A 12,134-nucleotide genomic window follows, 5' to 3' on the forward strand; every position below is an offset into this window, starting at 1 on the left:
GCGCCGAATCCATGCTCAAGAACGAACCGAAGATCACCCCCGAACTCGTAGCCGCCCACGGGCTCAAGCCCGATGAGTATGAGCGCATCCTGAAGCTGATCGGGCGGGAGCCGACCTTCACCGAGCTCGGCATCTTCTCGGCGATGTGGAACGAGCACTGCTCGTACAAATCCTCGCGCATCCATCTCCGCGGCCTGCCGACGAAAGCACCGTGGGTGATCCAGGGCCCCGGCGAGAACGCCGGCGTGATCGACATCGGCGACGGGCAGGCGGTTGTCTTCAAGATGGAGAGCCACAACCACCCGAGCTACATCGAGCCCTATCAGGGAGCAACCACCGGCGTCGGCGGCATCTTGCGCGACGTCTTCACCATGGGCGCGCGCCCCATTGCCTGCCTGAACGCGCTGAGCTTTGGCGCACCCGAGCATCCCAGGACGCGGCATCTCGTCTCCGGCGTGGTCGCCGGTGTCGGCGGCTACGGCAATTCCTTCGGCGTGCCGACGGTCGGTGGGCAGGTGCGCTTCCACACCCGCTATGACGGCAACATCCTCGTCAACGCCATGGCGGTCGGCCTCGCCGACGCCGACAAGATCTTCTATGCGGCCGCCTCCGGCGTGAACATGCCGATCGTCTATCTCGGCTCCAAGACGGGCCGCGACGGCATTCACGGCGCCTCGATGGCGTCGGCCGAGTTCGATGACAAGTCCGAGGAGAAGCGCCCCACCGTTCAGGTCGGCGATCCCTTCGCCGAGAAGCTGCTGCTCGAGGCCTGCCTCGAGATCATGGAGAAGGGCTGTGTCATCGCGATCCAGGACATGGGTGCGGCGGGGCTCACATGCTCGGCAGTCGAGATGGGCGCCAAGGGCGACCTCGGCGTCGATCTCGATCTCGACGCGGTGCCGACGCGCGAGACCGGCATGAGCGCCTACGAAATGATGCTCTCGGAGAGCCAGGAGCGCATGCTCATGGTGCTCAAGCCCGAGAAGGAGAAAGAGGCCGAGGCGATCTTCAAGAAGTGGGGGCTGGATTTCGCCGTGGTCGGCTACACCACGCCCAGCAAGCGCTTTGTGGTCAAGCATGGCGGCGATGTCATGGCCGACCTGCCGATCAAGGAGCTCGGCGACGAGGCGCCGGTCTATGACCGCCCGCATGTCGCCTCAAGCGCGCTGCCGGTCGTGCATGCCCGCGAGGTCGCGGCGCCGATGGGCATTGGTGCTGCGGTCGAAAAGCTGATCGGCACGCCCGAGCTGTGCAGCAAGCGCTGGGTCTGGGAGCAGTACGACCACGTCATTCTGGGCAATACGGTGCAGCGCCCCGGCGGCGATGCTGCCGTCGTGCGCGTGGAGGACGGGCCGAAGGGCCTCGCGATGACGGTGGACGTCACGCCGCGCTATTGCGAGGCTGATCCATTCGAAGGTGGCAAGCAGGCGGTGGCCGAAGCCTGGCGCAACATTACCGCGGTCGGCGGCAAGCCGCTCGCGATCACCGACAATCTCAACTTCGGCAATCCGGAGCGACCCGAGATCATGGGCCAGTTCGTCGGCTGCCTGAAGGGCATTTCGGAAGCCTGCCGCGCGCTGGATTTCCCGGTCGTGTCCGGCAACGTCTCGCTCTACAACGAGACCAACGGCCGCGCGATCCTGCCGACGCCCTCGATCGGCGGCGTTGGCGTGCTCGATGATTTCACCAAATCCGCTTCGCTCGCCTTCAAGGCCGAGGGCGAGGCGATCCTCCTGATCGGCGAGACCCATGGCTGGCTCGGCCAGTCGGTTTATCTGCGCGACATCTGCGGTCGCGAGGAGGGCGCGCCGCCGCCGGTCGATCTCGCTGCCGAGAAGCGCAATGGCGACGTCGTACGCGGCATGATCCATGCGGGCACTGCGACGGCGGCACATGACCTCTCCGACGGCGGCCTCTTGATCGCGCTGGCCGAGATGGCGATGGCCAGCGGCATCGGCGCGCGTCTTTTGGCTGCGCCGGCCGCACTCGTGCCGCACGCCTATTGGTTCGGCGAGGACCAGGCGCGCTACATCGTGACCGTGCCTGAGACGCAGGCCGGCCTCGTGCTTGCAAAGATGCGCGGCTGCGAGGTGCCCTGCGTGCGCATCGGCACCACCGGCGGCGACGCGATCGCAATTGTCGGCGAGGCGCCAGTCAAGATCGACACTCTGCGCACCGCATTCGAGCGCTGGTTGCCGGAGTATATGGGCGCGAAGGTGGTGTAAGTCCCACAGTCTCTCGTCATTGCGAGGAGCGAAGCGACGAAGCAATCCAGGCTCGCGCCGCGGAGACAGTCTGGATTGCTTCGCTGCGCGCTCGCAATGACGAAATGAGAGAGCTGGGCTCACAACACCCGCGTCGCGCCGGGAATCTTTCGTAGCGCTGCGGTGGCCGCCCAGCTCAGGATCGCCGTGAGCACGAACGCAATCGTCGCCTTGACGATCGCCGGCACGCTGACGTCGAACAGGTAATACTGGATCCACAGCACGATCGGATAGTGCACCAGGAAAATGCCGTAGGCTTCGCCCTGCATGCGATCGAGCAACGTCGGTCCCGGTGCTTTCGAGTGCAGGAAGAAGGCGAGGATCGTCAGCAGGATTGCGGCCGAGAACAGCACGAAGAACGAGCCGTAGATTGCATGATACCACCACGGCAGATGAGGCGGATTGCCCAGGATCTCGCGCTTGACGAAAATCATGCACCACATGCCCGCGTAGGGGAGCAGTGTAACGAACAGCCAGCTCCATCGGCTTTTCGGTAACTGGCCCTCCGGGCCCAGCACGCCGGTGGCCATGCCGGCACAGCCGACGCCCGCGCCGATGAAGAAATAGGAGGCATAGAGCAGCACACGGCTCGCCTGCACCGAGAACGGCCCGAACTCGAACCAGTGATTGACGCCGTAATAGATCAGCATCGGGATGTAGGCGATCTCGGTGACGATCCAGAGCAGCAGCCAGAACCGCCACGGCTCCTTGAAGCCTTGCTGCGAAATCCGGTTGATCGGAAACACCAGCGTGGACGAGACCCGGTAGAGCAGGCACGCCGTGACATCGAAGGCGAGCAGCACCCAGACGAACCAGATTGGACCGCTTGGCCATGGCCCGACGGTCACCGTCTTCCACCAGAACGCCGAGAAGGTGAGATCAGAGCCGCCCTGCAATGCCAGCGCGTAATAGGCGAGCGGGATCAGCGTCAGCGCGCAGACGGCGAAGGGAAGGCCGAGCCGCAGCAGGCGGTCGCGGATGAAGGCCAGCGGTGCCTTGTGGCCGAGGCCGGGCCATACGAACAGGCCTGACAGGAAAAAGAACATCGCCATGAAGAACGAGTCATTGGCGAGCACGATCAGATCGAACCCGATCCACTCGGTCGGATCGGTGTGACCGAAATAGGTATAGGGGATGACGGCATGATGCAGCAGCACCACCAGAGTCAGGAACGTACGCGCCCGATCGAGCGACAGGTTTCGTGCTTTGCTCTTGGGAGCTGCGCTGACCTCAGCGCCAGCCGTCGCCGTAGGTGAGATCGTTGTCATGTTCGCCCCGGTTGCATCCTTCCCTGGGTGCGGATGTTGCCGCTGGGACGGGAATTCAGCAAGTTCTGTTTAGCCTGACTCTGCTTCGTCTCGCCGCCGTACCAGTGGCGGAGGAACCGGTCCCATCCCCTGCACGTTAGAGTTCACGAAATCTTTAATTACCCGTCCGCTTTGGCGGCGCGGACCTCGCGGAGCAGGCGATGACCATCCTGAAATGGGCGCTGATCTTCCTGTTGATCTCGATCGTGGCGGGCGTGCTCGGCTTCACCGGCGTTTCGGCCGCCTCCGCCGATATCGCGCGCTTCCTGTTCTACGTCTTCGTCGTGATCTTCCTGGTGCTCCTGGTGTTGGGGCTCACGATCTTCAGGGCGTAGCTACCTAAGTCATTCCGGGGCGATGCGAAGCATCGAACTGTGGTGCGCAATTGCGCACCTGAGAATCTCGAGATTCCGGGCTCGGTCCTGCGGACCGCCCCGGAATGACAGCATCCAAAAATTACCCCACTTCCTCGATCTTCACCTTGTCAGGATAGAAGGCGAGATGGCCGGAGATCTCCGTCATGGCGGGGAACGGCGTCTCGTAGGTCCAGATCGCATTGTCCAGCGTCGTGCCGTCAGCCTTGACGCTGAAATAGCTTGCGTCGCCCTTGTAGGGACAATGAGTGACGCGGTCGGTCCGTTCGAGCACGGCCATGTTGGCGTCCTCCCGCGGTACGTATTGGACGGCCGGATACCGGGCCTCCTTCAGCGTCAGCGCCTTCGTGGTGTCGGCGATAACGACGTCGCCCGCCGTCACGCGGACGCGCCTGGGGTTGTGAGTGATGGTGATGGGGTGGTCGGGGCCCGGAAGCTTCATGATATCACGCCTTTTTGGTCGATTGGCCACGCGCGGCACTTTGTCGTGCCTTTATCCCGCTCGAAGGCGGAATATAGTCGTTGAAAGCGTGACCTAGAAGGCCGTTCACGCTAAGTTTGGGCCTGCCGGTCCCGGGGACCCCGGCAAGTGAGTCGAAGGCCTGAATTCGAAGGCGGTAGAAGGAGCGAGAGCAGAATGCCAATGGACGCCCACGATATCGAGGCGATGATCAAGGCAGCGATCCCCGATGCCGAGGTGACGATCCGGGACCTCGCCGGTGACGGCGACCATTATGCCGCGACCGTGATCTCGGAATCCTTCCGTGGAAAGTCCCGCGTTCAGCAGCACCAGATTGTCTATCAGTCGCTGCGCGGCCAGATGGGAGGTGTGCTTCACGCGCTGGCCCTGCAGACCGGCGTGCCCGGAAGCTGATGGCGAATTGATCTTTTGGCGGCGGGGTAGGCCATGGCTGCGGACAATTCACGCGGCGCGATGTTTCGTGTCATCGTGCCGGACCAGCCGGGCCGCGTGACCTATGTCGAACTGTTCTTCGATCTCGTCTTCGTCTACGCCGTCACGCAGATTTCGCACACGCTGCTCGGCCGTTTCACGCCGCTCGGCGCCGTCCAGGTCACGCTGCTGTTCCTCGCGGTGTGGTGGGTCTGGGTCTACACTGCCTGGGTCACCAACTGGCTGAACCCCGAACTGACGCCGGTCCGCGTCCTGCTCTTCCTGATGATGCTGGGCGGCCTCGTGCTCTCGACCTCGATCCCGACGGCGTTCGAGGGGCGGGGGCTGTGGTTTGCGATTGCCTATGCGGCCATGCAGGTTGGGCGGACGGCCTTCTGGCTGTTCGTGACGCCGCCGCACCGGATCCTGGTGCGGCACAATGCGATCCGCATCCTGCTCTGGCTCTCGGTCTCTGCCGTGCTGTGGATCGCCGGTGGGTTTGCGGAGGGCGAGACTCGGCTATGGTTCTGGCTCGCGGCCGTGGTCTTCGAATACATCTCGCCAGCCGCACGCTTCTGGGTGCCGAAGCTGGGATTTTCGTCGGTCGAGGCCTGGGCGGTCGAGGGCGGCCATATGGCCGAACGCTGCGCCGGCTTCATCATCATCGCGCTGGGTGAAGCGGTCGTCGTCAACGGCGCGACCTTTGCCGAACTGAGCTGGACCGGGGAGAACATCTTCGCCTTCCTGGCGGCGCTCCTCGGCAGCATCGCGATGTGGTGGATCTATTTCCACAAGGGCGCGGAAGCGGGCTCCGAGCTGATCTCGAAATCCGCCGAGTCCGGTCGGCTGGCGCGGCTCGCCTACACCTACCTGCACATGCCAATCATTGCCGGCATCATCCTGACCGCCGTGTCTGATGAGCTCGTGCTGAAGCATCCGACCGGACATTCCGATCTCAGGACGGTATTGAGCACGGTCGGTGGTCCCCTGGTGTTCTTGGTCGGCACCATCCTGTTCAAGCACGCCATCCGCGGCTTCCTTCAACTTTCGCACGGCGTCGGCATTCTCATGCTTCTGGCGTTGGGCTGGTTCGGCGGCGAATTGTCTCCACTCTGGCTCTCGATCGCGACGACGGCGATCCTGATCGTGGTGGCGGTGTGGGAGTCGGTGTCGTTGGGGTCGAAGTCCGAAGGGGCTGATTGAACCGCCGGTGCCGATCGGACTATCGGTCGGGACCGCCGGCTGTCGTGACCTACGGCTTCGTTCACGAGGACCGGCGCTGGCGTATCGACAATATCCGCACCACCAAGTTGGTCGGTGTGGGACATGTTGACGCGGTCGTTGAGGGACTCCTGAGCCAGCGCTCTCATTGGAGAAGCCTACTCCACGGCCTCCATTGCATGCACCGAGAACATCTTGGCGGCGTCCGTCCACGTCTCCCGCACCCGCCAGCCGGCGCCGCGCGCGAGCGCTGCAAACCGTTCGATGCTGTATTTGTAGCTGTTCTCGGTGTGGATGCTCTCGCCCGGTCGGAACGAGAAGCTGGTGCCCAGCATGCGCACGGTCTGGCTCTTCCTGCTGATCAGGTGCATCTCGATGCGGTGCTGCTCGCGATTGTAGATCGCGCGATGCGTAAAGGCGGAGAGATCGAAATTGCCGCCAAGCTCGCGGTTGATGCGCACGAGCACATTAAGGTTGAAGCGGGCGGTGACACCGGCGGCGTCGTTGTAGGCGTCGTGGAGCACCCGCTCGTCCTTTTCGAGGTCCGCACCGATGATCATCAGCGCGCCCTGGCCCAGGATCCGGCGCGCGCTCTTCAAGAACGCCTGGGCTTCGTGCGGCTCGAAGTTGCCGATGGTCGAGCCGGGAAAGAAGCCGACCTTCGGCAGGTTGGCAACCGCGGGCGGCAGCTCAAACGGCGTGGTGAAGTCTGCGGCGACCGGATGGATGCCGAGCGAGGGGAAATCCCGCCGCAAGCCGTTCGCCTGCCCCTGAAGGAAGTCGCCGGAGATATCGACGGGCACGTAGGCGGCGAACCTGCAATGCTTCAGGAGCAGGCGGACCTTGGTGGTCGCGCCGGCGCCGAACTCGACCAGCGCCGCATGCTCCGGCATGATTTTCGCGATCTCGCTGCCACGCTCGCGCAGGATCGAGAGCTCGGTGCGCGTCGGGTAATATTCCGGCAGGCGCGTGATCGCCTCGAACAGCTCCGAACCGGTCGCGTCGTAGAAATATTTCGGAGACAGCTTTTTCGGCTGCTGCGACAGATCTCCGATGGCGTCGCGGGCAAAGGCGGTGGTCTGTTCGTCAGGAAGATGGGCTTCGGCCAAAGCGCTGGCGTGCACATTCATGATACTCTCCTGAACGCGCTGTCCGGCGCGCGGTTGTCGTCGGATGAGAACTAAAGCCCGATGAGATCGCGCTTTAGGTCGTTGTTTGAGCATGATCTCTTCGGAAAACCGCTTCACACTTTTCCGGATCATGCTCTAGTCGTAGTCGGCGAGGCGTAATCCCGTGAATTGCCAACGGTGGTGCGGGTAGAAGAAGTTGCGATAGGTGATACGGCTGTGCCCGCCCGGAGTTGCAAGCGAGGAGCCGCGCAGCACCAGCTGATTGACCATGAACTTGCCGTTGTACTCGCCGAGCGCGCCTTCCACGGCGCGGTAACCGGGATAGGGCGAATATGAGCTGCGGGTCCATTGCCAGACGATGCCGAAGGCATCGTTGAGCTGGCCGGCGCGGGCCGCGACCTCCCATTCCATCTCGGTCGGCAGGTGCTTTCCGGCCCAGCGCGCGAACGCATCCGCCTCGTAATAGCTGACATGACAGACTGGGGCATCGGGATCGACCGGCTTAAGGCCGGCGAGCGTCATCATGTGCCAGCGACCGTCGATCTCGCGCCAGTGGCCCGGCGCCTGCCAGCCCTCGCTGCTGACCGCGGCAAAGCCGTCCATCAGCCAGAGCGGCGCGGTTCGGTAACCGCCGTCGCGTATGAAGGCGAGCCATTCGGCATTGGTGACGAGATTGCGCGCGATCCTGACGGGACCCACCAGCGCGCGATGCGCCGGCTTCTCATTATCGAAATGAAAGCTGTCGTCGGCATGTCCGATGCTGTGAATGCCTTCGTTCAGGGATAGCCATTCCGCACCCGTCTTGTTCGGGGCCGGGAAGCGCCAATCACGATCGTAAGCGGGGAGAACTGGATTCTGCGCAAAGGCGTGCAGGATATCCGTGAACATCAACTCCTGGTGTTGCTGCTCATGATTGAGGCCGACTTCGACCAGCGGGCTGATGGCGCGAAGCTTGGCCTCGTCCGCCTCGCGGAAGAATCTTACGACGGCGGCATCGACGTAGGTTCGATAGGCGGTGACCTGATCGGCGCTTGGCCGCGTGATGTCGCCGCGGCGATGCCGAGCGTGGCGTGGACCGGCGCTGACGTAATAGGAATTGAACAGGAATGCGAAGTCGGGATGGAAGGGCTTATAACCCGGACAGTGCTCGCCAAGCAGAAACTGCTCGAAGAACCAGGTCGTATGCGCGCGGTGCCATTTCGCGGGGCTCGCATCCGGCATGGACTGGATCTGCTGGTCTTCCGCGCTGAGCGGGGCGGCGCGGCGCTCAGTCTCGTTACGGACCGCCACAAAGGCATCCACCAGCGCTTCGTCCAAGCTGCCGGATTCGGAGAAAGGTGACGCTGGGAGCGGGCTGGCCGTCGCGGAGGCTTGTTTCGTCACGATTTTCTCCGGGTGGACAAGAGAACGTTGCAGACGTAGCTCGGTTCCAAGAGACAGGTTCGTCCTAGATAGGGCCTCCGTTACGGGATAAAAGTCCTCCTCGGTGATGATATTAGAGCCATCAGGCTATGGCCCCGCCGGCCCCGAATATGGGCGGACCGGCCGCATGGCAGGGCTTCGTCGCCGCCATTTTACTTTGGATGTCCAATAGTTTGCGCTACATATACAGGCAGGTATCGGGTTAGATGGCTGAGCCGCCCGAAGCGATGAGGGCTCCGCCCCGGAAGGACATGGATATGAGCATCGAGGAATTCATCGACAGCGAAGTGAAGTCGAACGACGTGGTTCTGTTCATGAAGGGCACGCCGCAATTTCCGCAGTGCGGTTTCTCCGGCCAGGTCGTGCAGATCCTCGACCATCTCGGCGTCGGCTATAAGGGCCTGAACGTTCTCGAATCCGCCGAGTTGCGCAACGGCATCAAGGTCTATTCGAACTGGCCGACCATCCCCCAGCTCTATGTGAAGGGCGAGTTTGTCGGCGGCTGTGACATCGTACGCGAGATGTTCCAGGCTGGCGAATTGCAGCAGCTCTTCTCCGACAAGGGCGTTGCCGTCAACGCAGCGGCCTGATCCTTGGCGATGCTGACGCGCCGGATCGGTGGCGCGCAGCTCGAGATCATTGTCGCCGACATCACCACGCTCGGCGTTGACGCCATCGTCAACGCTGCCAACACATCGCTCCTCGGCGGAGGCGGCGTCGATGGTGCGATCCACCGGGCCGCCGGCCCGGACCTTGTCGCCGAGTGCCGCATGCTCCATGGCTGCAAGACGGGTGATGCCAAGATCACGCGGGGCTACCGGCTGAAGGCCGCGCATGTGATCCACACCGTCGGTCCGGTATGGAATGGCGGCACTCTCGGTGAAGACGATCTGCTCGCCTCCTGCTATCGCCGTTCGATGGAGCTCTGCCGCAAGCACGAGCTTGCTTCCGTGGCATTCCCGGCGATTTCGACCGGCATCTACCGTTTCCCGGCGGACCGTGCCGCGCAGATTGCAGTTGCGACCACGGTCGAAGCTCTGGCCACGACTCCTTCGGTCACTCAGGTCATCTTCTGCTGTTTCTCCGAGCCCAGTGCTGTCTTGCATCGTGAGGCGCTGCTCGCGCACGGCGCCGGCGACTGACGATGAGGCTGGGCCGTCGTTCCGCCGAAGCACGTCTGGCCCTCGTGCGTTGGCTGTTTGTCTGCGCTGGCCTGTTGGCATTCGCCGCGGTTGCAGCGGCGGAAGACCTGCTCGCCGGACGTGAGCTCGATCCGCAGAAGCTTGCGCGCATCAGCGACTATCTTCGCAATGAGGTTACGGCCGGCAAGATTCCCGGCGCGATCCTGCTGATCCAGCAGCACGGCAGGCCCGTGCTCTACGAGAGATCTGGTCTGCGCAACGTCAAGACGGCAGCGCCGATGACGGACGATACCATCTTCCGCCTCTATTCGATGTCGAAGCCGGTGACCTCGGTCGCGGCGATGATGCTGCTCGACGACGGCAGGCTTGGCCTCGACGATGCTCTCGCGAGATACATTCCGGCCTTCGCCGACGTGAAGATTGGCGTCGCGCGGCCGGACGGTCGCTTGCGGCTCGAGTCGCCGGCGCGACCGATCACCATCCGCGACCTCCTGCGTCACACCTCCGGCATCACCTACGGCTTCTACGGCGATAATCCCGTGCGCAGGCTCTATGCGCAGGCCGGCCTGTTTGACGGCGATCCCGACAATGCGGAATTCGTCGCGCGGCTGGCGCGATTGCCGCTGGCCGAGCAGCCGGCGACGCTGTGGGACTACGGCCATTCGACTGACGTGCTCGGTCGAGTGATCGAGATCGTCTCGGGACAGTCGCTCTATCAGTTCGAGAAGGAGCGGCTGCTCGATCCGCTGGGGATGAGCGATACCGCTTTTTTCGTCGCCGACGATGCGAAGCGACAATTGATCGCAGAGCCGTTGCCAAGCGACTGGTTCGACCGTCCCGTCGCCGGCATTAGGGAGGCGACCGCACCGCATCGCTGGGAATCCGGCGGTGCGGGCGTGGTGGGCACCATCGGCGACTATGCGCGCTTTGCGCAGATGCTGCTCAATGGCGGCGAGCTCGACGGAAGGCGCTATCTCAGGCACGAGACGGTCGCGCTGATGACCTCGGACCAGATCGGCGACGGGACCGGCATCGAGAAGGATCCCGAATTCTATTTTCCGGGCCCTGACAGCGGTTTTGGCCTGGGATTTGCTGTTCGCACGGAAGCGAACGCGCCGCTGCCGGCCGGCGAATATCGCTGGGACGGTGTCGGCGGCACCTTCTTCTTCATCGATCCCGCGGACGACATGTTTGTGATCTGCATGATGCAGTCGCCGGCGCAGCGCGGGACGATCCAGACCGAATTGAAGCGGCTGGTCTACGAGGCGATGGAGCGCTGATCACGCCCCGCGCACGATCTCGCGCACATGGCCGATCGTCTCCTCGATCATCGCAGCCGTCACGTCGAGATGCGTGCAGGCGCGGATACGGCCATCCATCATCGCAAGCGTCACGCCGCGCGAGCGCAAGGCACCGACCATCCTGTCGCCGGGGACGCCGGTGCCGTCGGGCTTGAAGAACACGAGATTGGTCTCGGGCTCCTGCACCTCGATGCCTGCGATCTGCGACAGCCCACGCGCCAGCGAGCGTGCATTGGCGTGGTCATCCGCAAGGCGATCGACGTGGTGGTCTAGCGCATAGATGCAGGCGGCCGCGCAGACGCCGGACTGCCGCATCGAGCCGCCGAGGCGCTGCTTCCACTGCCAGACCGCGTCGATGAAGTCGCGCGAGCCGGCCAGCACGCCGCCGATCGGTGCGCCGAGGCCCTTCGAGAAATCGATCCAGGCCGAATCCCAGCCTGCCGCCATGTCACGCGCTGAGATTCCGGCGGCGACGGTAGCGTTGAGCAGGCGCGCCCCGTCCATGTGGGTGGCAAGACCATTCTGCTTCGCGATCGCGACGATCTCGTCGAGCGCCGCTTTCTTCCAGATCGTGCCGCCGCCGATATTGGCCGTCTGCTCGACGCTGACCACCCTCTGCGTCGGCTGGTAGCGCGTGCGCGGATGCAGCGCCTTGCGGAGGGTGTCTGGGGTGAACTGTCCGTCGGGACCCTGGAGCTGCGTGATCTGGAAGCCGCCGAGCGCGGCATGTGCGCCGCCTTCGCGCGCGATGATATGTGCGGTTTCATGCGCGAGGATCTCATCGCCAGGACGGCAGTGCACCAGCGTCGCGGTGACGTTGCACATCGTGCCCGAGGGCATGAATACTGCAGCTTCCTTGCCGAGCAGGTCTGCGACGCGCTCGCAGAGCGCATTGGTGGTCGGGTCGTCGCCGACCTGCTCGTCGCCGACCTCCGCGCGCGCCATCGCCTCGCGCATCGCGGGCGTCGGCCGCGTCTGCGTGTCCGAGAGCAGGTTGATGCGCACCGGCGGCGCCTTGGGATCGACGGGGGGAGGAGTATAGAGCATGCGACGCCTCTTGGATTGGGACGGCCCTTGCCGG

General features: G+C 63.7%; 12 protein-coding genes. 7 read left to right on the forward strand and 5 right to left on the reverse strand.

All coding sequences use genetic code 11. The annotated features are described in order from the left end of the window. The first annotated feature begins 11 nt into the window (after positions 1-11). Positions 12-2,225 carry a phosphoribosylformylglycinamidine synthase subunit PurL gene (gene purL / locus SO180_RS01905; RefSeq protein ID WP_449377149.1) on the forward strand — a complete coding sequence of 738 codons (2,214 nt, stop codon included), beginning with the start codon at positions 12-14 and terminating at the stop codon, positions 2,223-2,225. A 119-nt stretch (positions 2,226-2,344) separates the two neighbouring features. Here the strand turns inward: purL and SO180_RS01910 are convergent, their stop codons facing one another. Then, complete coding sequence (locus tag SO180_RS01910) at positions 2,345-3,532, reverse strand: acyltransferase family protein (RefSeq protein WP_449377150.1); 1,188 nt, start codon at positions 3,530-3,532, stop codon at positions 2,345-2,347. Positions 3,533-3,732: 200 nt separating this feature from the next. Here SO180_RS01910 and SO180_RS01915 point away from each other — a divergent pair, with 200 nt between their 5' ends. Next, the gene (locus SO180_RS01915; protein ID WP_449377151.1) at positions 3,733-3,906 is read left to right on the forward strand and encodes a DUF1328 domain-containing protein; all 174 of its coding nucleotides are present in this window, start codon (positions 3,733-3,735) and stop codon (positions 3,904-3,906) included. 121 nt (positions 3,907-4,027) lie between these two features. On the opposite strand, the gene SO180_RS01920 is transcribed toward SO180_RS01915, so the two are convergent. After that, entirely contained in the window at positions 4,028-4,387 is a 360-nt protein-coding gene (locus tag SO180_RS01920; RefSeq protein WP_449377152.1) for a DUF427 domain-containing protein, read from the reverse strand. A gap of 195 nt (positions 4,388-4,582) precedes the next feature. Between SO180_RS01920 and SO180_RS01925 the strand changes: the two genes are divergently transcribed. Then, complete coding sequence (locus SO180_RS01925) at positions 4,583-4,819, forward strand: BolA family protein (RefSeq protein WP_027525381.1); 237 nt, start codon at positions 4,583-4,585, stop codon at positions 4,817-4,819. A gap of 33 nt (positions 4,820-4,852) precedes the next feature. Next, positions 4,853-6,040, forward strand: coding sequence for a low temperature requirement protein A (locus SO180_RS01930; protein ID WP_449377153.1), 1,188 nt, complete (start codon positions 4,853-4,855; stop codon positions 6,038-6,040). A gap of 176 nt (positions 6,041-6,216) precedes the next feature. On the opposite strand, the gene egtD is transcribed toward SO180_RS01930, so the two are convergent. Beyond that, a complete protein-coding gene (gene egtD, locus SO180_RS01935) occupies positions 6,217-7,188 on the reverse strand; it encodes an L-histidine N(alpha)-methyltransferase (protein WP_449377154.1) in 972 nt (323 codons plus the stop codon). Positions 7,189-7,323: 135 nt separating this feature from the next. Continuing rightward, on the reverse strand, positions 7,324-8,571 hold the full coding sequence (gene egtB / locus SO180_RS01940) for an ergothioneine biosynthesis protein EgtB (RefSeq protein WP_449377155.1): 1,248 nt from the start codon (positions 8,569-8,571) through the stop codon (positions 7,324-7,326). 296 nt (positions 8,572-8,867) lie between these two features. On the opposite strand from egtB, the gene grxD reads away from it, so the two are divergent. Genes grxD through SO180_RS01955 form a run of 3 tightly spaced genes read left to right on the forward strand, consistent with a single transcriptional unit; the run spans position 8,868 to position 11,032 of the window. Then, a complete protein-coding gene (gene grxD, locus SO180_RS01945; RefSeq protein WP_254105106.1) occupies positions 8,868-9,200 on the forward strand; it encodes a Grx4 family monothiol glutaredoxin in 333 nt (110 codons plus the stop codon). A 3-nt stretch (positions 9,201-9,203) separates the two neighbouring features. Further along, the gene (locus tag SO180_RS01950) at positions 9,204-9,752 is read left to right on the forward strand and encodes an O-acetyl-ADP-ribose deacetylase (protein ID WP_449377156.1); all 549 of its coding nucleotides are present in this window, start codon (positions 9,204-9,206) and stop codon (positions 9,750-9,752) included. A gap of 2 nt (positions 9,753-9,754) precedes the next feature. Beyond that, positions 9,755-11,032 (forward strand): serine hydrolase domain-containing protein, encoded by a 1,278-nt coding sequence (locus tag SO180_RS01955; protein WP_449377157.1) that lies wholly within the window; start codon positions 9,755-9,757, stop codon positions 11,030-11,032. On the opposite strand, the gene SO180_RS01960 is transcribed toward SO180_RS01955, so the two are convergent. Then, complete coding sequence (locus SO180_RS01960; protein ID WP_449377158.1) at positions 11,033-12,100, reverse strand: threonine aldolase family protein; 1,068 nt, start codon at positions 12,098-12,100, stop codon at positions 11,033-11,035. Positions 12,101-12,134: the final 34 nt, after the last annotated feature.

This window comes from Bradyrhizobium sp. UFLA05-112 (assembly GCF_053572325.1).

Coding starts and splice junctions, on each gene's coding strand:
- SO180_RS01910 (WP_449377150.1), bottom strand. CDS start 3,532: ATGACAACGATCTCACCTACGGCGACGGCTGGCGCTGAGGTCAGCGCA.
- grxD (WP_254105106.1), top strand. CDS start 8,868: ATGAGCATCGAGGAATTCATCGACAGCGAAGTGAAGTCGAACGACGTG.
- SO180_RS01925 (WP_027525381.1), top strand. CDS start 4,583: ATGCCAATGGACGCCCACGATATCGAGGCGATGATCAAGGCAGCGATC.
- SO180_RS01930 (WP_449377153.1), top strand. CDS start 4,853: ATGGCTGCGGACAATTCACGCGGCGCGATGTTTCGTGTCATCGTGCCG.
- SO180_RS01955 (WP_449377157.1), top strand. CDS start 9,755: ATGAGGCTGGGCCGTCGTTCCGCCGAAGCACGTCTGGCCCTCGTGCGT.
- SO180_RS01920 (WP_449377152.1), bottom strand. CDS start 4,387: ATGAAGCTTCCGGGCCCCGACCACCCCATCACCATCACTCACAACCCC.
- SO180_RS01960 (WP_449377158.1), bottom strand. CDS start 12,100: ATGCTCTATACTCCTCCCCCCGTCGATCCCAAGGCGCCGCCGGTGCGC.
- egtD (WP_449377154.1), bottom strand. CDS start 7,188: ATGAATGTGCACGCCAGCGCTTTGGCCGAAGCCCATCTTCCTGACGAA.
- purL (WP_449377149.1), top strand. CDS start 12: ATGCTCAAGAACGAACCGAAGATCACCCCCGAACTCGTAGCCGCCCAC.
- SO180_RS01915 (WP_449377151.1), top strand. CDS start 3,733: ATGACCATCCTGAAATGGGCGCTGATCTTCCTGTTGATCTCGATCGTG.